The 20,054-nt window shown below is 60.8% G+C and carries 20 protein-coding genes and 1 pseudogene; 5 read left to right on the top strand and 16 right to left on the bottom strand.

The genetic code is table 11. The annotated features are described in order from the left end of the window. The 13 genes from NB069_RS20790 to NB069_RS20730 are packed head-to-tail and all read right to left on the bottom strand — an operon-like array spanning position 1 to position 11,496. Positions 1 to 2,316, bottom strand: a complete 2,316-nt coding sequence (locus NB069_RS20790) for an MMPL family transporter (protein ID WP_250586485.1) — start codon at positions 2,314 to 2,316, stop codon at positions 1 to 3. Next, positions 2,285 to 2,890, bottom strand: a complete 606-nt coding sequence (locus NB069_RS20785; protein ID WP_250586484.1) for an outer membrane lipoprotein carrier protein LolA — start codon at positions 2,888 to 2,890, stop codon at positions 2,285 to 2,287. Before NB069_RS20785 ends, NB069_RS20790 begins: the two co-directional genes overlap by 32 nt. Next, the gene (locus NB069_RS20780) at positions 2,887 to 3,309 is read right to left on the bottom strand and encodes an acyl-CoA thioesterase (protein ID WP_250586483.1); all 423 of its coding nucleotides are present in this window, start codon (positions 3,307 to 3,309) and stop codon (positions 2,887 to 2,889) included. The genes NB069_RS20785 and NB069_RS20780 overlap by 4 nt, the downstream gene beginning before the upstream one ends. A 3-nt stretch (positions 3,310 to 3,312) precedes the next feature. Next, positions 3,313 to 5,004, bottom strand: a complete 1,692-nt coding sequence (locus tag NB069_RS20775; protein WP_250586482.1) for a glycosyltransferase family 2 protein — start codon at positions 5,002 to 5,004, stop codon at positions 3,313 to 3,315. Beyond that, positions 4,995 to 5,348, bottom strand: coding sequence for an ApeI family dehydratase (locus NB069_RS20770; RefSeq protein ID WP_250586481.1), 354 nt, complete (start codon positions 5,346 to 5,348; stop codon positions 4,995 to 4,997). Before NB069_RS20770 ends, NB069_RS20775 begins: the two co-directional genes overlap by 10 nt. Further along, positions 5,335 to 6,681, bottom strand: coding sequence for an AMP-binding protein (locus NB069_RS20765; protein WP_250586480.1), 1,347 nt, complete (start codon positions 6,679 to 6,681; stop codon positions 5,335 to 5,337). The genes NB069_RS20770 and NB069_RS20765 overlap by 14 nt, the downstream gene beginning before the upstream one ends. Then, positions 6,674 to 7,249 carry a hypothetical protein gene (locus tag NB069_RS20760; RefSeq protein WP_250586479.1) on the bottom strand — a complete coding sequence of 192 codons (576 nt, stop codon included), beginning with the start codon at positions 7,247 to 7,249 and terminating at the stop codon, positions 6,674 to 6,676. The genes NB069_RS20765 and NB069_RS20760 overlap by 8 nt, the downstream gene beginning before the upstream one ends. Before the next feature lie 6 nt (positions 7,250 to 7,255). Then, the gene (locus NB069_RS20755; RefSeq protein WP_250586478.1) at positions 7,256 to 7,510 is read right to left on the bottom strand and encodes an acyl carrier protein; all 255 of its coding nucleotides are present in this window, start codon (positions 7,508 to 7,510) and stop codon (positions 7,256 to 7,258) included. Positions 7,511 to 7,523: 13 nt separating this feature from the next. Further along, positions 7,524 to 7,781, bottom strand: a complete 258-nt coding sequence (locus NB069_RS20750; protein ID WP_039032490.1) for a phosphopantetheine-binding protein — start codon at positions 7,779 to 7,781, stop codon at positions 7,524 to 7,526. Beyond that, positions 7,756 to 8,577 (bottom strand): lysophospholipid acyltransferase family protein, encoded by an 822-nt coding sequence (locus NB069_RS20745; RefSeq protein WP_250586477.1) that lies wholly within the window; start codon positions 8,575 to 8,577, stop codon positions 7,756 to 7,758. The genes NB069_RS20750 and NB069_RS20745 overlap by 26 nt, the downstream gene beginning before the upstream one ends. Beyond that, on the bottom strand, positions 8,574 to 9,296 hold the full coding sequence (locus NB069_RS20740; RefSeq protein WP_250586476.1) for a beta-ketoacyl synthase chain length factor: 723 nt from the start codon (positions 9,294 to 9,296) through the stop codon (positions 8,574 to 8,576). Before NB069_RS20740 ends, NB069_RS20745 begins: the two co-directional genes overlap by 4 nt. Positions 9,297 to 9,352: 56 nt before the next feature. After that, positions 9,353 to 10,417 carry a methyltransferase gene (locus tag NB069_RS20735; protein ID WP_250586475.1) on the bottom strand — a complete coding sequence of 355 codons (1,065 nt, stop codon included), beginning with the start codon at positions 10,415 to 10,417 and terminating at the stop codon, positions 9,353 to 9,355. A 5-nt stretch (positions 10,418 to 10,422) separates the two neighbouring features. Beyond that, on the bottom strand, positions 10,423 to 11,496 hold the full coding sequence (locus NB069_RS20730; protein ID WP_250586474.1) for an AI-2E family transporter: 1,074 nt from the start codon (positions 11,494 to 11,496) through the stop codon (positions 10,423 to 10,425). Positions 11,497 to 11,595: 99 nt separating this feature from the next. On the opposite strand from NB069_RS20730, the pseudogene NB069_RS20725 reads away from it, so the two are divergent. Further along, positions 11,596 to 12,844: pseudogene (locus NB069_RS20725) on the top strand (MFS transporter). Positions 12,845 to 12,848: 4 nt separating this feature from the next. On the opposite strand, the gene NB069_RS20720 reads toward NB069_RS20725, so the two are convergent. Together NB069_RS20720 and NB069_RS20715 are read right to left on the bottom strand one after the other, a co-directional pair. After that, positions 12,849 to 13,406, bottom strand: a complete 558-nt coding sequence (locus tag NB069_RS20720) for a DcrB family lipoprotein (RefSeq protein ID WP_250586473.1) — start codon at positions 13,404 to 13,406, stop codon at positions 12,849 to 12,851. A gap of 72 nt (positions 13,407 to 13,478) precedes the next feature. Further along, on the bottom strand, positions 13,479 to 14,144 hold the full coding sequence (locus NB069_RS20715) for a 7-cyano-7-deazaguanine/7-aminomethyl-7-deazaguanine transporter (protein WP_250586472.1): 666 nt from the start codon (positions 14,142 to 14,144) through the stop codon (positions 13,479 to 13,481). A gap of 312 nt (positions 14,145 to 14,456) precedes the next feature. Between NB069_RS20715 and tusA the strand changes: the two genes are divergently transcribed. The 4 genes from tusA to NB069_RS20695 all read left to right on the top strand — a co-directional run bounded on the left by tusA (position 14,457) and on the right by NB069_RS20695 (position 17,769). Next, a complete protein-coding gene (gene tusA, locus NB069_RS20710; protein ID WP_250586471.1) occupies positions 14,457 to 14,699 on the top strand; it encodes a sulfurtransferase TusA in 243 nt (80 codons plus the stop codon). A 279-nt stretch (positions 14,700 to 14,978) separates the two neighbouring features. Next, on the top strand, positions 14,979 to 15,950 hold the full coding sequence (locus NB069_RS20705) for a TRAP transporter substrate-binding protein (protein ID WP_250586470.1): 972 nt from the start codon (positions 14,979 to 14,981) through the stop codon (positions 15,948 to 15,950). A 12-nt stretch (positions 15,951 to 15,962) separates the two neighbouring features. Continuing rightward, a complete protein-coding gene (locus NB069_RS20700) occupies positions 15,963 to 16,472 on the top strand; it encodes a TRAP transporter small permease (protein WP_250586469.1) in 510 nt (169 codons plus the stop codon). A 10-nt stretch (positions 16,473 to 16,482) separates the two neighbouring features. Continuing rightward, positions 16,483 to 17,769 carry a TRAP transporter large permease gene (locus tag NB069_RS20695; protein ID WP_250586468.1) on the top strand — a complete coding sequence of 429 codons (1,287 nt, stop codon included), beginning with the start codon at positions 16,483 to 16,485 and terminating at the stop codon, positions 17,767 to 17,769. A gap of 89 nt (positions 17,770 to 17,858) precedes the next feature. On the opposite strand, the gene zntA is transcribed toward NB069_RS20695, so the two are convergent. After that, positions 17,859 to 20,045, bottom strand: coding sequence for a Zn(II)/Cd(II)/Pb(II) translocating P-type ATPase ZntA (gene zntA / locus NB069_RS20690; RefSeq protein WP_250586467.1), 2,187 nt, complete (start codon positions 20,043 to 20,045; stop codon positions 17,859 to 17,861). Positions 20,046 to 20,054 lie beyond the last annotated feature (9 nt).

The following is a 20,054-nucleotide window of genomic DNA, read 5'->3' as shown; positions in this document are numbered from 1 at the left end:
TCATGTTCTCTCTTTTTTGTCTGGCATCGCCAGCGGGGCCAGCAGAAAAGCGGTGAAAATCCCGCTGACCAGCACGATCCCGAAGCTGCTGATAGCCTGCGTGGCGCTGAAGACCAGCATGCCAAGGGTCAACAGGGTGGTCATCATCGCCAGGGTGATGGCCAGCATCGAGGTCAACGGCGTGCCGCGCGGGTTGTTGAAGAATAGCGTGTAGTTGATCCCAATGCCGAGCACCAGCACCAGCGCCAGAAGCGAAAACAGGTTAACCGGATGGCCCGTTACCGCCAGCGCGGCCAGGCCACACCCCAGCGACAGCAGGGAGGGGACCAGCGTGATCAGCCCCTTGCGCCAGCCGAGGCGCAGCATGGCACCCCCGGCAATCACCGCCAGCGCGACGGCCAGCAGGCCGGTCAGCACGTTGCGGTAGAGGGCAAACAGGCTGTCGAAACGCGCCTTGCGATCCACCCACACCACGCCGGGGTGTTGCGCCGCCAGCTTGCCCAGCGCCGGGCTGTTTTTCACCCCATCCACCGGAACCAGCACGCCGCTCTCGCCGCCGGGCAGCGTGAGCCACAGCAGACGCCAGCCCTCACTGGCCGGGCTGGCAAGCCAGGTTTCAACCTCCACCGGCATCGGGCGCAGATCCGGCGACACCGCGGTCAGCCCCGCGCTCTGCAGTACCTTAATCACCGCCGGCGCCGCTTTGTGCAGCAGGGCCAGATCGCGCGCCTGCCGCGCCAGCGAGTTCAGCGGCAGGCTGCGCCAGGATTTCAGCTCACCCGCCTGCTGCGCCTGCGCCAGCGCCGGGGTAAAGGCCTCCAGCCGCTCCAGCGTCTGCTGGGCCGAGGCGCCATGCACCACGAACCATTTCTGATCGACACTCTGTCCGGTCAGGGCGGTGATGGTTTTTTCCTGGGCCAGAATATCCTGCGGCAGGGCCTGGAGCTGGGCGATATCGTCGTCCACCCGCAGCGTGGCGATCCCTGCGACAGCGACAAGCGTGAGCGCCACCGGCAGGCCCACCGACAGGCGACGGTCGCGCCATGCCGCCAACCAGCGCAGCATCGGGGTTTTCAACGGCACCGGGCGCACCGGTAAGCCGCGACACAGCCACGGGTGCCAGAAGAGAACCGTCAGGCAGGCGGCGCTCAGCCCTGCGGCGGCAAACACCGCCATCTGGCGAATCCCCGGGAAGGGCGCCAGCATCATTATGAAATAGGCCGCCACGGTGGTGAGCAGCGCCAGCAACAGGGCGTTGCGCACCTTTGCCAGGCTCTGCCACGGGGAATGTTGATTTCCGTGAACCAGCCGCTCGGTCAGGTAGTAAAGGGTGTAATCCGCCGAGATGCCGATGATGCTCATGCTCATCACCAGGGTCATCAGATGCAGCTCGCCGAACAGCAGCAGGGTCGCCACTGTCCCCGCCAGCGCGCCAATGGCGATGGAGAGCAGGCACAGCAGAAGCGGGCGCAGGGAGCGGAACACCGCCACAATCAGCAGGATCACCCCGAGAATAGTGGCGACGCCGAGCGTGGAGATGTCCCGTTTCGCCTGCTGGCTGGCGTAGTCGCTGTAAAATACCGTCCCGCGCGACAGCAGTCGGGCCTGCGGGTAATGCGTTTTGAGCTGGCCTTCGAGGTCGTGAAGGGTGGTCACCAGCCGGTGGGTTTGCTGCATATCGAACGACGAACCGGACAGCTCCCCGTGCAGCAGATACCAGTAATTACCGGCCTCGTCTTTGGCGACCAGCCAGCCGTCCATCAGCCGCAGCTTCTGGCTGTTTTGCGCAAGCGTCAGCTGCGAGCCGCGCATCAGCATCAGCGGGTCGTTTTGCAGCTCTTTGCCGCTGACGCCGGAAAAGGCCGAGTAGAGCTGGGACAAAATCCACTGGGCCTGCGCCTCGCCGCCGTTTTGCAGCCGCGCGCGGGTGGCAGGATCGATCAGGCCGTTACGGTGCTGCCAGAAGAAATCGCCCCAGGCCTTTTGTCCGGCGGCGTCCATCGGCCCTTTTACCTCGCCCAGGGAACCGGACTTCTGCAACAGGCTCAGCCACTGCTGCGCTACCTGCGGGTCGGGCTGTTTGCCGGGGCTGACTAGCCACACCAGCTGCCTGTCGAGGCGTTCGATAAAGCCATCGTTCAGGGCCGGGGGGATCGCCCCGAGGCTCTGCTTGGGCAGCATCGCCAGCACGCTGTTGTTGAGGCGCGCCCCCGGTAACAGGGTGAGCAGCACGCCCAGCAGCGCTAGGCAGATCAGCGCCCACGCCAGCGCCGGACGTCGGGAATTACGGTGCGGCAAAGCGTTGGCGTTCGTCATCGGTCAGGCTGGCGGGTGTGAGCTGGTGGCGGGAGAGGGTGATATCGGTGCGATCGCCCTGCTTATCGTTCAGCACAATGGACTCCAGGTAGGTCTCGCCGCCCAGATCCATGGAGGCGAAAATCTTGTCCAGCGGCGTGGTGGTGGGGGTCAGCACCAGCGACCAGCGGCCATTGCCGAGGTCTTTAAAGTCGATGCGGAAGTTCTCCTCCAGCACCCGACGATCGGCCTGGAACAGGGCGCGCAGCAGGTGGTTGAACTGGAACATCTGCGGGTTAGTGTCAGCGGTGATGGTCTGCGGCGGCTGGCCGTTAATGGTCTGTACCATCCGCTTGTCGTCCAGCAGCAGCGTCATCGGAAACGGCGCTTTTTGATCCCACAGCAGGCCGTTATCCCGGGCGATCAGCATCTCGCCGCTGGATCGCAGCGGCTGGGGCAGATCCTTGATGGTGCGGGTCTGCTCAAAGTGGGCACGCACCACCGGCTGTTCGGTAAAGCGTTGCTGCAGCTCATCCAGCGTCACGGCGCTGACGAACGGGCTTGCCAGCAGGGCAAGCAGCGGTAACCACTTCATGGCGTCACTCCCATACGCTCGAACAGCACGGCCGGACTGACAAAGCAGAGCTCGCGGCTCTTCTCCTCCACCGCCACCTGAATGGTGTAGCCGGTGGTGGTCCGTTTGCCGCTGTCGGCGTCAAATATCTGATAGGCGATGCGCAGGCGGTTCTCGAACTCCTCGATATGGGCCCGGACGCGGATGCGTTGCTCAAAGGTCAGGACATCGCGGTATTTCACCCGGGTATCCACCACCGGCCAGAGATAGCCGGAGGCTTTCATCTGGCGATAGCCATAATCGAACTGGTTGAGCAGGGCCTCGCGGGCTACCTCAAAATAGCGGAAATAGTTGCCGTGCCACACCACGCCCATCATATCGACGTCGTGAAACGGTACGGTCAGCTCTACTTCGGTGGTAAAGCGGGGATCGGTCAGCACCCTTTACTCCTTCTCTTTGGCATCCGGCAGACGCCAGAAATCGAAAAAATTAAACCAGTCGAGCGGGGCCTGCAGCGCAAAGTGCTCCAGCCGTTGGGCATAGCGGTCGACGGTCTGCTGTAACGCCTGCTGGCGCTCGCCCCGCGGCAACAGCAGCGGATCGGCAAAGTCTTCGCAGTGGATATGCAGCTTCTGCTGCTGGCGCAGGGCGAAGATCAGCACCACCGGGCAGCGCATCAGCGAGGCGAGGATAAAAGGCCCCTCGGGGAACGGGGCGGGCTGGCCCATAAAATCGCTCCACACCACCCGCCAGTTGCCGCCGCGCTGCGGATCGACGGCGATCCGATCCCCGACGATCGTCACCCACTCCCCGCGATCGATCTTCTCTTTCAGCAGGATGGCGGTCTCCGGGCCGATATCGGTTACCGGGATCAGGTTCAGCCCGGCCTGGGGCGCCATCTCCTGCATAATCTGTTTGAAACGCTGGGCGTTATCGCTGAACACCAGCGCGTTGACGGTTTTGCCGCCTTTGATCTGGGCCAGGGCGCGGCACGCCTCCACATCTCCGAGATGGGAAGCCAGCAGCAGCTTGCCCTCGGGCACGGTGAGATCGAGCTTTTCCCGGGCACCTGGCGCAAAAAGCACGTCCCGGTCCAGCTTGAGTTCTCCCTGCCAGCTGGCGACCTTATCCAGCATCGCATGACCAAAGCGCATAAAGTGGAAAAAGCTGTTCAGGCGCGCGGGCTTTGGCTGCTGGCGCCGGGCCAGCGTCTCGCTCACCCGGGCGATCCACTGCTGCGAGGCCTGCCGCGCCGGACGGGCGGTAAGCCAGTAGACGGCAATCACCGGCCACAGCAGAAGGGTAAAGGCCCGGCGGCCCAGCAGCTGCCAGACCCGCAGCATCAGGCGCATGCCGTACAGCCCTTTCACCTCCTGCTGCTTCGCCCAGTGCTGAGTGCGGCGGCGGAACAGCAGGGAAGGGATACGCGGCAGCATGCCGAAGAACAGCCGGGTGTGCATCCAGGAGATACGCAGGTTGTCGTGCAGGGCATCGAAATGGGAGACGCCATTCTCAGGATAGGTCACCCGGGTGGGCAGGAAATAGCTGGTGTTGCCCTGCCAGTAGAGGCGCACCATTACTTCGGTGTCAAAATCCATCCGCTTGCCCAGGGGCACGCTGTTGACCAGCCGCAGCGTGGGGGCCACCGGGTAGACCCGAAAGCCGCACATGCTGTCCTTGAGCTGCAATGACAGGGTTTCTATCCACACCCAGACGTGGGTGACCCAGCGGCCATACAGGCGCGAGCGGGGGATCGAGGCATCAAATACCGGCTGGCCGGAAATCAGCGCCGTCGGGTGGCGTTCGGCCAGCGCCAGCAGCCGGGGAATGTCCTCCAGTGCGTGCTGACCGTCGGCATCAACCTGCACCGCATGGGTATAACCGGCCCCGGCGCAGACCTTCAGCCCGCGGATCACCGCCGCGCCTTTGCCGCTGTTGTGCGGCAGCCGCACCAGCGTCATCTGCGGATTTTCGGCGGCCAGACGATCCAGCTCCTGACGGGTGCTGGCGTCGCTGCCGTCATCAACCACAATCACCGGCAGCTGAAACGGCGCCAGGCGCTCCAGGACGCTCGCCATCGTCGCCCCGTGGTTGTAGCAGGGGATCAGGATGCAGGGACGGACGCTTAACGGCATAAGCGAATCTTCCCGCTGCTGGCCGTGTGGCGGGCTTCGCCGTCATGGCGCTGATAGCTGAAGGTAAGCATCTGGCGCTCCGCGTTCCAGTCGAGAACCAGCGTCACGGTGGCCTCGGGCAGCAGCGGTGCCTGGAACTTCACGTTCTGAATGCTGTGGAAGCGGTACTCCGGGGCCAGCAGCGTGGTGGCGTAGTGCATCACCCAGTCGAGCTGGGCAACGCCCGGCAGCAGCGGCTGGACGGCAAAATGGCCCTGGAACCAGAACAGCGCCGGATCGAGGTGCAGGACGATCTCCAGATGCTGAGGCTGTGCCTGATGGCGCCCAATTTCATGGATCTTCATGAAATAACTCCTGTAACTGCGCATAGACACGCTTGTTCATATTGTTCACCGGCATCTCATCAACAATGCGCCAGTAGCGGGGGATGGCGACCGGCTCCAGCCACGGCCGCAGGGCGCGTCGCCAGGTGAGGATCTGCGCTTTACTGCCGCGCTGGCGAGCGGCGTCGCTCAAAACCAGCAGTACGCCAATCCCCTGTCGTCCGCCTCGGGTGACCGGCAGCGCCGCCGCCTCGCGGATGCCCTCCAGCGCCAGCAGACGCTGTTCGATCTCATTGAGCGAAATACGCTTCTCTTCGATTTTCACCACCCGGCCCCGGCGGCCCTCAATGCTGAACTGGCCGTTATCGGCAAAGTGCAGAATATCGTCGAGCAGCACGCCATGTGCATCAATGAGCGGGGAGGAGACCCGCAGGGCGTCATTATCGCGGGTAAATGTGACACCGGGAAAGGGCTGCCAGAGATTCGCCTCTGCCTGACGATAGCGCCAGGCGAGAACCCCGGTTTCGCTGCTGCCGTAAATTTCATCCGGCCACAGCCCCAGCCAGCGTTGAGTTTCGCAGGCCGATGCCCACTCCAGCACGCCCCCGGCGGAGACCAGCACCGCGACGGGCGGCGGAGCGAGTGCCGGATCGAGGCGCTTCAGAAACGCCGGACTGCTGATGAACAGGTAGCGCTTATCGCTATCCAGCGCCGCCAGCTGCTCGGCGTAGGTGAGCATCGCCGCGTGGAGCGGCAGCCCCAGCGCCATCGGCAGTACAATGCGAAACGTCAGGCCGTAAAGGTGCTGCGGCACGACCGAGGAGACAACAAAGCAGCCGTCAATTCGCTCGCCGAAGCGGGCGGCCAGCAGGCGGGCCTCCTGGTCGAGCCGGGTGATGGTCTTGCTTATCCGTTCGGGCTTTCCGGTCGAGCCGGAGGTGAACAGCTCGATAATGCGGTCATCATCAATGCCCGGCAGCGGCGTGAAAGTTGGGGCCCGGCGACAGGCAGAGCTGACTACCGTCAACGGGGCGCGGACATTCAGCGCTCTGTCGCTCAGCACGCCGCTGAACAGCGCCTGTTGTTCGTCGAGATGCGATTCGCGGCTGTGGCCGGGCAGCACCGGCGTTTTACCCGCGTGCAGGGTGGCCAGCAGGGCGACGATAAACAGATAGCTGTCGTCAAAGCAGAGCGCCCAGCGCTCGCCTTGCTGCTGCTGTAAGCGGGCCGTTATCCTGGTAACGTCGTGGCGCAGCTCCCCCAGCGTCCAGCGTCGATCGCCGGACCAGGCGACAGGGGTGTCGTCCGGGCGGGGGGCGTTCAGCCACAGGCTCAGGGGCAGGGGGTTATGCATCTTTTTTGATCCGCTGGCGTACCAGCCACTCGCTTGCCATTAACGTTCCCATCAGGATGTAGGCGATCATGCCGTTCCACAGCGTCCAGAGCCGCATATCCCCGTGCAGCACGGTGAACAGCGCCACGCTGCCGTTAAAGATGAAAAAACCGCACCACACCCGGGTAACAATGCGGGTGTAGCGTACACCGGCAGGGGGTAAATGAGGTTCACGCAGGCGCGCCAGCCGCTCGACCAGCGGCATCGCCGTCCAGAGCGAGCCGCCAAACACCCCCAGCATCGCGAGATTAACCACCACCGGATAGAGCAGCAGCCAGTGGTGCGCTTTCAACAGGTAGCTTGCCGCGCAGAGGGCGATGCCCACCAGCGCCACGCTCTGGATCACGTAGCGCAGCGGCCCGGCGCTGCGTCGCGCCTGGTAAAAACGGCACAGCAGCAGGATGGCCATCAGCGGCAGGAGCCAGTGCAGGTTGTGATGCGTTAGCCCAAAGCCGATCAGAAAGGGCCAGCCGAGCAGCATCAGCCCCGTCAGCAGCGGGATCGCCGGAAATGACTTTCCGCCACGCATGACGTCTTACGCTTCGCGGAGCAGTTTTTCTACCGCATCCACCACGTCCTGCACGGTACGCACTGACTTGAAGGTTTCCGGTTTGATGCGGGCGCCGGTTCGCTTCTGCAGGTGCACCACCATGTCGACGGCGTCGATGCTGTCTAGCTCCAGATCTTCGTACAGGCGCGCCTCAGGGGTGATGTCCTCTGGCGCAACTTCAAACAGGGTGATCAGGAGGGAGGTCACTTCCTGATAAACAGATTTTTGTTCAGTCGTCATTTTTAGTTCGATCTCAGGCGCGTTGGGCAGTAATGAAAGAGGCCAGCGTGGCAACGGAATAGAAGTGCTGGCGCATCTCTTCGCTTTCGGCAGATAACACCACGCCGTACTGGTTTTTTACCGCCAGGCCCAGCTCAAGGGCATCGATCGAGTCGAGGCCCAACCCATCGCCAAACAACGGGGCATCCGTATCGATATCCTCTGCGGTCAATTCGTCCAGATTGAGTGTCGTAATTATAAGATTTTTAATTTCCAGGTAGAGCGCTTGCATCATTAATTCCTGACAAAGATTGAAGGCCTGACGTTAAGCGATGCTGCAGGTGCCGGTTGAGCTGTCTGGCCGCCAGCGCGGGCTCGTGGACCGCTGCATCGTAAAAATCATTAATATTCACCCGCTCACGGACATCGACCGTGAAAACGGGTTTGTTCGGCGGTATGTCATACCACCGGCTGTGTTTATCGAGCAGATGCTCGCTGCAGTGGATAATTACCAGCCGCAGGTCGCTTTCGCAACGCACCGCAATGTTCGCCGCGCCGCGCTGCAACGCGATCGCTTTTCCTGCCTGCGTGCGCGTGCCTTCCGGGAAGATTAGCAGGGTGTCGCCCTGACCCAGCCGCTGCTGACAGGCGCTCAGGAGCGTGTCGGCTTCGCTGTTGATCAGGTAATCCGCCGCCCGGATCGCCCCGCTGAGAAAGGGGTTACGCAGCAGGGCACCTTTCACCAGACAGTCGGTTTCCGGCATCACCGAGGCGATAAGCACGTAGTCGATCAGCGTCGGATGGTTCGCCACCACCAGACAGCCGCGCTCCTGGCGCAGCACGTCGAGATTATCGAAGCGGTAATCCAGCACGCCGAGCGCGCGCGCCATGGTTAAAAAAGCGCGGAAGCTGGCGGCAATGCTGCGCCGGGCAAGGCGACGGCGGCGGGCGCGATCCCGCTGGACCAGGTTCAGCAGGTTGAACCACACCAGCGACAGCAGCAGCCCGCCCACGCCAAACAGCACGAAGCACAGACCGGTCATCACCAGTCGCCAGCCGCGGCTCAGCGCCGCCCTGATGAATATCATGCCCGCGTCCACTGCCACAGCAGGCGTTCACCGGGTACGGCAAACTGCGCATCGTCACGCAGGTAGTGGCGCAGGAACAGCAGGCTCTGCGGCAGCGAGGGCTCTTCATCGCAGCGGACAGGGCGGGTTTCGCAGCACAGGCCATCCCCGGCTTCGATAACCAGCGCCAGGGCATAGGGCCAGGCAGGCATCTGCTGTGGAACCGAGGGGCGGTAAAAGTCGGGCAGGGTGCCGTCAAAATCCACCATCAACACCCGTTTATACCCTGCATGCAGCAGGCTCAGCACGTCGCACAGCCCCTGCTGGAAGGTATCCCTTCCGGCAGAGAGTGACGACGAAACAATCGGCTGACGCGCGGCGATGGTGAGATTACCCACCGCGGAGTTATGTACTGACATGGCGAAGTCGGTGGGGGAGACGTCCTGCCCGGTCGCCAGGGCGTGCAGGAGACGATAGTTACGCTCCAGTTCGCCATGACGGCTGGTGTAGACCACGGCGTGGATGGCGTGCTTTCGCACCATCGCCATCCCGCACTCCACCGCCAGCTTGCTGCCTGAACTCAGGCGGCGGGCGGTCATCATCGGCAGTTCGGACAGTTTTGCCTGCGGCGCAGCAGGATCGATGGCGAGCAAACCCTGTGACCATGCCTGCCACTGACTGGCATCACAAAGGCCTGGCGCTCTGGCTTGCCAGTCGAGAATGTTAAGTGCAAATTTCATCTGCGCGCGTCCGCGGTAAACCCGTCATCCGGTACCGCCGCCGGGATCAGGCGGCGTTACTGCTCATTTTTCTGGCAAATCAATAAGGTGTGGCCCACCCCAAGATTGTCATGCCGCTCTTCTACCCGGAAGCCTGCTTTTTCCAGATAGTGATAAAATTTCTCTGCGCGATAAAAACGGCTGTTGCCGTTCGCCATACAGGTGAAATAGAGCGAGGTGGCGTTCAGGCTGAAGGCGGCCGCTTCGAATCGCTGCGCATCCCAGAACAGCTCCAGAATGCACAGGCGGGCACCCGGCTTCATTACTTTCGCCACGTTGCTCAGCAGGGTCACAATCTGATCGGGAGAGAAGCAGTCCAGAAACTGGCTCATCCACCAGACATCAGCGTCATCCGGCAGAGCAGCGTCGCTAAGCATATCGACAGGGTGGAACCCAATACGATGAGATAATCCTGCTTTTGCGATATTTTCCTGGGCCAGTGCAATTTGCTGCGGCAGATCGAGCAGCGTAACGGCGACATTTTCATCGTATCTACAGCAGCGTAGCGCCCATTTACCCGTATTGCCGCCGACATCGTACAATTTTGTCGGCCTGCTTGCGAATATAAGGGGCAACGCGGCGTCGAATGCGCCGTCGGAATAGAAATGATCGAACGCAAACCAGCTCCGCTGCGCCTGCTCAGGCAGGGCAGAGAGCGCCGGATAAATAGTCGGCCAGTCGCCAAAGACCGCCAGCCCGGCCGGTTTTTCCGCTTGCAGGGCGTCGCCAAGATGAAACAGCCCCTGGTAGCAAACGTCCTGCGTGAAATCCATGTTTACGCGGGTCATGGTGTCGTGCAGCAGGTAATGGCCGATTTTCGCCAGGTAGTAGCGGCCATCGCTGTGGGTCAGGATCCGCCCGCTTAATCCCATATCCAGCAGAACGCCCACGCCATAGTCGCCGAGGCTGCTGTTGGCCACGACGTCTTCAAGCGTTGCGCCGCGCGGGCCCTGTTTGTCCAGCCAGGCGAGTATCCCGGAATTACGCAGACAGAGCGCGGTCTGGAACAGCATCGGGGCAAAGGCGATACGTTGCGCCTCGGTGATGGCCTCAAGCGCGCTGAGGCTGTCCTTTTCGTACATGAATGTTATCCCGGTAAACGGCTTTTCGGTCTGCCTGGCCCGAGCAGGATAGCCAGTTTGCTCCCGCCTCGGGTGGTCTCCATCCAGATCTTACAGACGCTGGTGAGCGGCACGGACAGTAACATTCCTACGGGGCCGAGTAACCAGCCCCAGATCAATAACGACAGAAATACCACCAGCGTGGACATCCCCAGCCGGTGTCCCATCATGCGCGGCTCCAGGATATTGCCCAGCACCATGTGGACGACCAGGAACAGCGCGCCCACCATCATGCATTCGTAAAAACCGTTAAACAGGAACGCCTGAATCATCGGCGGCACGGCGGAGATCACCGCCCCGATGTTGGGCACATAGTTCAGCAGGAAGGCCAGCACGCCCCACATCAGGGCGAACTGCACCCCCAGCAGCGCCAGCCCCAGCCAGACGATGGCCCCGGTCCACAGGCTTAACAGCGTTTTCAGCGCCAGATAGTGGGTAACGCCCTTCAGCGCGCGGTGTAAGCCAGCGATGTGGACCTGAGGATTATTGAGGGCGAAACGCATTTTGTACGGCACGTGGCGCACTTCAAACAGCATAAACACCACGGTCATCACCAGCAGCAGGACGCTGGCCATCGCCCCGGACAGCTGGGTCATCAGCGCCGTGGCAAAGGTCATCACCTTTTCCGAGTCCATCCGTCTCAGCATGCGCTCCGGGGAGAAGTGCAGGTTGAGGAACGGGAACATCTGCTGCAGATCGACAATCTTGCGCGTCAGCTCTTTGTTGTATTTCGGCAGCATGGCGGCAAATTCATTGAGCGAGGCCGCCAGCACCCCAAACAGCGCCGTCAGGCCAATCAGCATCACCACCACCACGATAGTGATAGCGACAGGGCGGCTTACCCCCCGGCGTAAAAACCAGGTGACGAGAGGGTTAAGGACGATGGCGAAAAAGAGTGCCAGCAAAAGCTGAACGAGAATATCTGCTGCGGCGTGAATGCCTGCCAGGATCACGACCAGACAGGCCAGCTTCATCAAAATATGGAGACCCGCTTTATCAGCGGGCGGAAGACCCGTTTTATCGGGTGGTGTGATTATCATGGTGTTTCCTCTTATTAGATGCCCATAAGTGTAGTGTGCGCGCGACGCTTCGGTTGACGCTGTTATTCTTAAAGTCACTGCTGCATTTCAGCCCCTGGCATGGTAATAGTGAAACACTGTTGTAAAAATTCTGGTGAACCTGATGCCCGAACCTGCCGCCGAACCGGCACTGAGTGGATTACGCCTCAACCTGCGTATTGTTTCCGTCGTTATTTTCAACTTTGCCAGCTACCTGACCATCGGCCTGCCGCTGGCCGTCCTGCCGGGCTATGTGCATGACATCATGGGCTTTAGCGCCTTCTGGGCGGGCCTGGTGATCAGCCTGCAATACTTCGCCACCCTGTTAAGCCGCCCCTATGCCGGACGCTATGCCGACCTGTTTGGGCCAAAAAGCATTGTGGTGCTGGGGCTGTGCGGCTGTTTCCTGAGCGGGGTCAGCTATTTTCTGGCGGGACTCACCAGCGCCTGGCCGGTGGTGAGCCTCGCGTTGCTCTGTTTTGGCCGCGTGATTTTAGGCGTAGGGCAAAGCCTTGCCGGCACCGGCTCCACGCTGTGGGGCGTGGGCGTGGTGGGGGCTTCGCACATTGGGCGGGTGATCTCCTGGAACGGGATTGTCACCTACGGGGCGATGGCGATGGGGGCTCCGCTGGGGGTGCTGTGCTACCGCTACACCGGCCTGAATGGGCTGGCGTTGACCATTATGGTGGTGGCGCTGCTGGCGATTCTGTTCGCCCTGCCGCGCCCGAAAGTGAAGGCCAGCAAGGGCAAGCCGATGCCGTTTCGCGCGGTGCTGGGGCGCGTCTGGCCCTACGGCATGGCGCTGGCCCTGGGCTCGGCAGGCTTTGGGGTGATCGCCACCTTCATTACGCTGTTCTACGCCGATAAAGGCTGGGAGGGGGCGGCCTTTGCGCTGACCCTGTTTAGCTGCGCCTTCGTCGGCACGCGTCTGCTGTTCCCGAACGGCATCAACCGGCTGGGCGGGCTGAACGTGGCGATGATTTGCTTCGGCGTCGAGATTATCGGCCTGCTGCTGACCGGTATCGCCGGGGAACCCTGGATGGCGCGGATCGGGGTGTTCCTCGCCGGGGCGGGCTTCTCGCTGGTCTTCCCGGCGCTGGGTGTCGTGGCGGTGAAGGCTGTGCCGCAGCAGAATCAGGGCGCGGCGCTGGCGACCTACACGGTGTTTATGGATATGTCGCTGGGGATAACCGGGCCGCTGGCGGGGCTGGTGATGGCGTGGGCCGGCGTGCCGGTTATCTATCTGGCCGCGGCGGGACTGGTGGCGGTGGCGTTACTGCTGACGTGGCGGCTAAAAAAATGGCCTCCGGAGGAGGCCATGTCATCGTGATAACTTACTGAATCACGAGAGTATTGATGATGTTCTCTGCGGCGGTCTGCGCTTTCTGCTGATCGTCAGCAGGCAGCGTGATTTGCAGGGTCAGCAGCTTGTTATCCACTTTACCCAGCACCACTGAGGAGTAGGCGGTCTGGCCTTTGGCGGAGATGATGCTGTCCAGCTGCTGCAGGTTGTGGCCTTTCAGCTCGATGGCCTTGTTGGTGACCACCTGCAGCTGCGGGTCGCGGCTGCGCTGCTGATCTTCCAGACGCTTCGCCAGCACGCCCAGGTCTTCGCTGGTGTCATCGCCGACAATGACAATCACCGCTTTTTGCCCGGTGGCGTCGGAGTAGACGTGCATATTATTCGACTGGGTGCCCAGCTTGCCGCTCTGATCGGTCATATCCGCAGGCAGAGAGAAGCTAAGTTTGCCATCCATCAGGCTGACCGGCTGACCCGTGGCATTGCTTTCCGCAGACGCACCCTGAGCAGGCGTTTTGGTGTCGCTGTTGTCACAAGCAGCAAGCCCCATCACCAGCAGGCCAATCCCGACATATTTAACCAGATTGCGCATTGAATTCTTCCTTTCGATAAACGGCCATAACGGCGCATCTGCTCATCTTAACACAACTGTTCAGGGGAACCCTTAACCTGCCCGTAATGCGGAAATTTCAGATTTATCCTCGAACCTTTTCAGCAACATATTCAGCAGCACGCCGTACATCGGCAGGAAGAAGACCAGGCTGATAAGCACCTTAAAGGCGTAATCCACCAGCGCGATCTCCATCCAGTGTTCGGCCATGAAGGCATCCGGGCTGCGCCAGAAGGCGATAAAGAAGAAGGCCAGCGTATCGCTGACGTTGCCAAACAGCGTGGAGGCAGTCGGCGCCATCCACCAGCGATGGTTCTGGCGCAGGCGGTTAAACACATGCACGTCGAGGATCTGCCCCAGCGCGTAGGCCATAAAGCTGGCGGCGGCGATACGGGCGACAAACAGGTTGAAGTGCGCGAGCGCCTCAAAGCCCTGCCAGCTTCCCATGTAGAACAGCGAGGAGATCACGTACGAAACAAACAGCGCCGGAAGCATAACGGCAAAAATAATGCGTCGTGCCAGAGGCGCGCCAAAGATACGGACGGTGAGGTCGGTCGCGAGGAAGATAAACGGGAAACTGAACGCGCCCCAGGTGGTATGAAAACCAAAAATGGAGATCGGGAGCTGCACAAGATAGTTACTGGAGGTGATCACCAGCAGATGAAAAAGCGAAAGCCAGAACAACGCTTTTACGCGCTGCGATTGAGAGAACTGCGTCATATTGTGACCTTTTTAGAAGTTGGGGTGAGGGAACCCAATATGAATCTGGCCATCAGGCTATTTTATTCGCCATTCTGAATCCGGGCAGTGCTCGAAATCCTCACGTACTAAGTGTACGCTCCGGTTTCTGCGCGCTGTCCGTCTCCAGACTGGCTTCAACAATAACGCCTGATGCCCTGATTCTGAAAACCGCCGCATCATACTGCTTTGACTAGCGTTTGCAACGGCTAATTTTTACGCAATCGTTAACCTGGTTTGCATTGCCCGGTCCGGGGCGTAAACTACTGCCGTTTTTATCTGAACGAGACGACGATGACCGATCTGTTTACCCACCCGGACCACACCCTTGATGCACAGGGTCTGCGCTGCCCTGAGCCCGTCATGATGGTGCGCAAAACCGTGCGCACGATGCAAACCGGCGAAACGCTGTTAATCATTGCCGACGATCCGGCCACCACCCGCGATATTCCCGGCTTCTGTACCTTTATGGAACATGAGCTGCTGGCGCAGGAGACTAACACCTTGCCTTACCGTTACCTGTTACGTAAAGGCTAGTTTTTGTGTGAGGTGTGCGGCCTGATGCCCTCACCCCGACCCTCTCCCACAGGGAGAGGGCGCAAACATTAAAAACGGCAACCAGAAGGTTGCCGTTTTGCATTTACCTCGCAGCCGCCACCCGGCATGACCGCCACCACAATTTTAAACCGCCATTTCATTTTTTAGCGCTTTTTGTGAAGTGCTTCACCCTCGTTTTCCGGGGAGTAGGCTAGTTTTGAAACGTCTAAAAATAAAACAACGTTCCGATACTCACCCTAATACCCTGGAGTTGACTCAATGAAAACGACCCTCAAGCCGTTGCTGGCCGCTCTGTGCCTGTCTGCTTTCGCTGCCTCTGTCTCTGCACAAACCATTAAGGCCGCTGACGTGCATCCCGAAGGCTACCCGAACGTGGTGGCGGTTCAGCATATGGGTGAAAAACTCAAACAACAAACCGACGGCAAGCTGGATATCAAGGTCTTCCCGGGCGGGGTGTTGGGTGATGAAAAGCAGATGATTGAGCAGGCGCAGATGGGCGCCATCGACATGATCCGCGTCTCCATGGCACCGGTTGCGGCTATTCTGCCGGATATCGAAGTCTTTACGCTGCCCTACGTTTTCCGCGATGAAGACCATATGCACAAAGTGATCGACGGCGATATCGGCAAATCCATCGGCGAGAAGCTGACCAACAACCCGAAATCCCGTCTCGTCTTCCTCGGCTGGATGGACTCCGGCACCCGTAACCTGATCACCAAGAACCCGGTGGTGAAACCTGAAGATCTGAAAGGGATGAAGATCCGCGTTCAGGGTAGCCCGGTAGCGCTGGCCACCCTGAAAGACATGGGCGCCAACTCGGTCGCGATGGGGGTCAGTGAAGTCTACAGCGGCATGCAGACCGGGGTTATCGACGGCGCAGAGAATAACCCACCAACCTTTATCGCCCACAACTACATGCCGGTCGCCAAAAACTACACCCTGAGCGGCCACTTTATCACCCCTGAAATGCTGCTTTACTCCAAAGTGAAATGGGACAAGCTGAGCGCCGACGAGCAGGAGAAGATTAAGACCCTGGCCCGCGAAGCCCAGATGGAGCAACGTAAACTGTGGCAGGAATATAATGCCCAGGCGCTGGAAAAAATGAAGGCCGGCGGCGTGCAGTTCCATGACATCGACAAGGCGGTCTTTATCAAAGCGACAGAGCCGGTGCGTGCCCAGTATGGCGACAAGCATCAGGATCTGATGAAAGCGATCGCTGACGTTCAGTAAGCCGGAGCCTCTATGTCCGAACTTTATCTAAAGTGGATGGACCGTCTCTACCTGCTGGCGATGGCCGTTGCCGGGCTGTCGCTGCTGGTGATGACTATTGTTATCCCGATTGGCATCTTTTCGCGCTACGTACTCAATCGCGGCGAGTCGTGGCCGGAGCCGATTGCCATTATCTGCATGGTGACCTTCACCTTTATCGGCGCGGCGGTGAGCTACCGCGCCGGCTCGCATATTGCGGTGAATATGCTCACTGACAGACTGCCGGTCTCACTGAAAACGCTCTGCGCGCGCGTGGTCGATCTGCTGATGCTGGCGATCTCGGGCATCATGTTCTGGTACAGCTATCTGCTGTGCATTGAACTCTGGGAGCAGCCGGTGGCGGAGTTTCCGATCCTGACCTCCGGCGAAAGCTATCTGCCGCTGCCGATCGGATCGGCGGTGTTAATCCTGTTTGTGCTTGAGCGCCTGATGTTTGGCTCTCAGGAGCATCGCCCGGTCGTTCTGATCGGCAACCACAGTTAAGGGGTGAACAATGGATGCATTTGTTTTGTTATTCACCCTCGCCATTCTGCTGGCGCTGGGGATGCCGGTGGCCTTCGCCGTTGGCTTAAGCGCCGTGGCCGGCGCGCTGTGGATTGACCTGCCGCTGGAAGCGCTGATGATCCAGATTACCAGCGGGGTGAATAAGTTCACGCTGCTGGCGATCCCGTTCTTTATCCTGGCGGGGGCGATCATGGCGGAAGGGGGGATTGCCCGGCGTCTGGTGAACTTCGCCTATATCTTTGTCGGCTTTATTCGCGGCGGGCTGTCGCTGGTGAATATCGTCGCTTCGACCTTTTTCGGCGCGATTTCCGGCTCCTCGGTGGCGGATACCGCCTCCATCGGGACCGTGATGATCCCGGAGATGGAGAAGAAGGGTTATCCGCGCGAATACGCGGCGGCGGTGACGGCCAGCGGTTCGGTGCAGGCGATTTTGATTCCACCCAGCCACAACTCGGTGATCTACTCGCTGGCGGCCGGGGGCACCGTCTCTATCGCCACGCTGTTTATTGCGGGCGTGCTGCCGGGATTGATCCTCGGGTTAAGCCTGATGGTGCTGTGCCTGGGCTTTGCGCGCAGGCGGGGTTATCCAAAAGGTGAGAGGGTGCCTTTTAAACAGGCGCTGAAGATCTTCTTCGATGCCCTCTGGGGCCTGATGACGGTGGTGATAATTCTCGGCGGGATCCTGTCGGGTATCTTTACCGCCACGGAGTCTGCGGCGGTGGCCTGCCTGTGGGCGTTCTTTGTCACCATGTTTATCTATCGCGACTACAAGTGGAACGAGCTGCCGAAGCTGATGTGCCGCACGGTGAAGACGGTAACCATCGTGATGATCCTGATTGGTTTTGCCGCGGCGTTTGGCGCGGTGATGACCTACATGCAGCTGCCGATGCGGATCACCGAGTTCTTTACCTCGCTCTCGGATAACAAGTACGTGATCCTGATGTACCTCAACATCATGCTGCTGCTGATTGGCACCCTGATGGACATGGCGCCGATCATCCTGATCCTGACGCCGGTCCTGCTGCCGGTGACCAATTCGCTGGGTATCGATCCGGTGCATTTCGGCATGATCATGATGGTGAACCTCGGGATCGGCCTGATTACCCCGCCGGTAGGATCGGTGCTGTTTGTTGCCAGTGCGGTGAGCAAGCAGAAAATTGAGGCGGTAGTGCGGGAGATGCTGCCTTTCTACGCCATGCTGCTGGTGGTATTAGGGATAGTGACCTACATTCCGGCGATATCACTGTGGTTGCCGCGAACGTTGGGGATGCAGTAGTGAAAATGCCGGGCGGCGCTGCGCTTGCCCGGCCTACGGTTCGAAGATGTTGTAGGCCCGGTAAGGCGCAGCCGCCACCGGGCGTTTTCTTACCGGCGCCGCAACAGCCGCAACGCGTTCGCCGTTACCAGTACCGTCGCACCGGTATCCGCCAGCACCGCCAGCCACAAACCGGTCATCCCCAGCAGGGTGGTCACCAGGAATATCCCCTTCAACCCCAGCGCGATAATGATGTTTTGCCGGATATTGGCCCGGGTGGCGCGAGCCAGATGAATCATCTGCGCCAGTCCGGTCAGGCGGTTGTGGGTGAGCGCCGCATCGGCGGTCTCCAGCGCCACGTCGGTGCCGCTGCCCATCGCAATTCCAGTCGTTGCCGCCTTCATTGCCGGGGCATCGTTGATGCCGTCTCCGACCATCGCCAGCGGCGCCTGGGCATTCAGCGCCGTCACCGCCTGCACTTTATCGGCGGGCAACAGGCCAGCCCGGTAATCCAGACTCAGCTCACCGGCAATGGCGGCGGCCGCGCGCGGGTTATCTCCGGTTAAAATCACCCCTTTGACCCCAAGCTGGTGCAGGGCCTGCACCGCCTCTTTCGCGTCATCACGCAGGGTATCGCGCAGGGTGATAAGCCCTTTTGCCACCTCATCCTGCACGACCATCACCACCGTATGCCCGGCCTGCTCGAGGGAAACGATTTGCGCTGACAGCTGCGGGGCAGGGAATTTATCCGCCGCACAAATCAGGATTTTACTGCCCGCCACGGTGGCCTCGATACCCGAGCCCATCAGCGCGTGCTGGTCGGTGGCCGCCGCAATCGTCAGACTCCGGGCCTTCGCCTCACGCACAATCGCCTGCGCCAGCGGGTGGGTGGAACCTTGCTCCACCGCCGCCGCTTGTGCCAGCAGTTCGTTTTCGCTGATATCAAGGGGATAAATGCCCGTCACCTGCGGCTTGCCGACCGTCAGGGTGCCGGTTTTATCAAAGGCCACCTGCCGCACCTGCGCCAGCTGCTCCAGCGCCGCACCGCCCTTAATCAGCGCGCCGCGTCGCGCCGCCGCCGCCAGCCCGGAGGTGATGGCCGCAGGGGTGGAGATCACCAGCGCGCACGGACAGCCAATCAGTAGCAGGGTCAGCCCTTTGTAGATCCAGCCCTCCCATGGAGCGCCGAACAGCAGGGGCGGCACCACGGCCACCAGCAGGGCAACCAGCATGATTGCCGGGGTATAGATGCGGCTGAAGCGATCGATAAAGCGCTCCACCGGGGCGCGGCGCTCTTCCGCCTCTTCGATAAGCGTCAGGATGCGGTCGATGGCGCTGTCGCCGGGTTCGGACAACACCGTCAGCGCTACCAGACGATCGACGCTGGTGGCGCCCGCCGGGACTTTCTCCCCCGCGGTGCGATCCACCGGGATGGATTCGCCGGTCAGCGCGCTTTCGTCAAAGCTGGCCGCGGCGGTAAGCAGCGTTCCGTCAGCGGGCAGACGGCCCCCGGCGGCGACTTCAATCACATCGCCCGGACGCAGCGCGGCAATGGGCACGGTTTTGCGTTCGCCGTTAATCACCTGCGTGGCGGTTTCGGGTTTCAGCGCCATCAGCGCGCTCACCCCTTTACGCGCCCGGCTCGCGGCCCAGCCTTCGAGCCGCTCGCCGATCAGAAACAGCAGCAGCACCATCGCCGCTTCCGCCGTGGCACCGATAAACAGCGCCCCGATAGCGGCCACGCTCATTAGCGTTTCGATGGCGAACCAGCTGCCGCTTTTCATCAGGCGCAACGCCTGACGGGCCACCGGCCAGAGTCCGACGAGGGTAGTGGCGATAAAAGCGAGGTTGCCGAGGGGAGGGTTGAACTGCGCAAGGAGCCAGCTCAGCGCCATCAGGACGATCAGCGTAAGGAGCGGGAGGTTATCGCCCAGCAGGGACGTTTTTTCGGCCGGGGCGTGCTCATTGCGCAGCGTGTAGCCCGCTTTCACCACCGCGGCCTCGACCTGGGCGCTGACGTTGCTTGCCGCATCAACCAGCAATTTTTCCGTGGCAAACAACACCTGGACATGATTCACGCCCGGCACCTGGCGAACGGCGGTTTCTACTTTCCGGGCGCAGGCGGCGCAGTCCATGCCGTTGACCACCCAGCTGTAACGCCGGCCTTCGACAGGCGGCACGGTTTCGGCCTGCGGCGAGGTATGATCCCCGGCGCAACAGGCCTCTTTAGCGGGTAGGGGAGCGAGCTTTAGCGCCGAGAACTGCGGCACTTTTTTCGGTGTTTCTGGAGTCGACATGGCACTCTC

This window comes from Leclercia adecarboxylata (assembly GCF_023639785.1).
GTDB lineage: Bacteria > Pseudomonadota > Gammaproteobacteria > Enterobacterales > Enterobacteriaceae > Enterobacter > Enterobacter adecarboxylatus_D.
The sequence above is the reverse complement of the archived record's forward strand: the minus strand, read 5'-3'. Positions and strand labels throughout refer to the sequence as shown.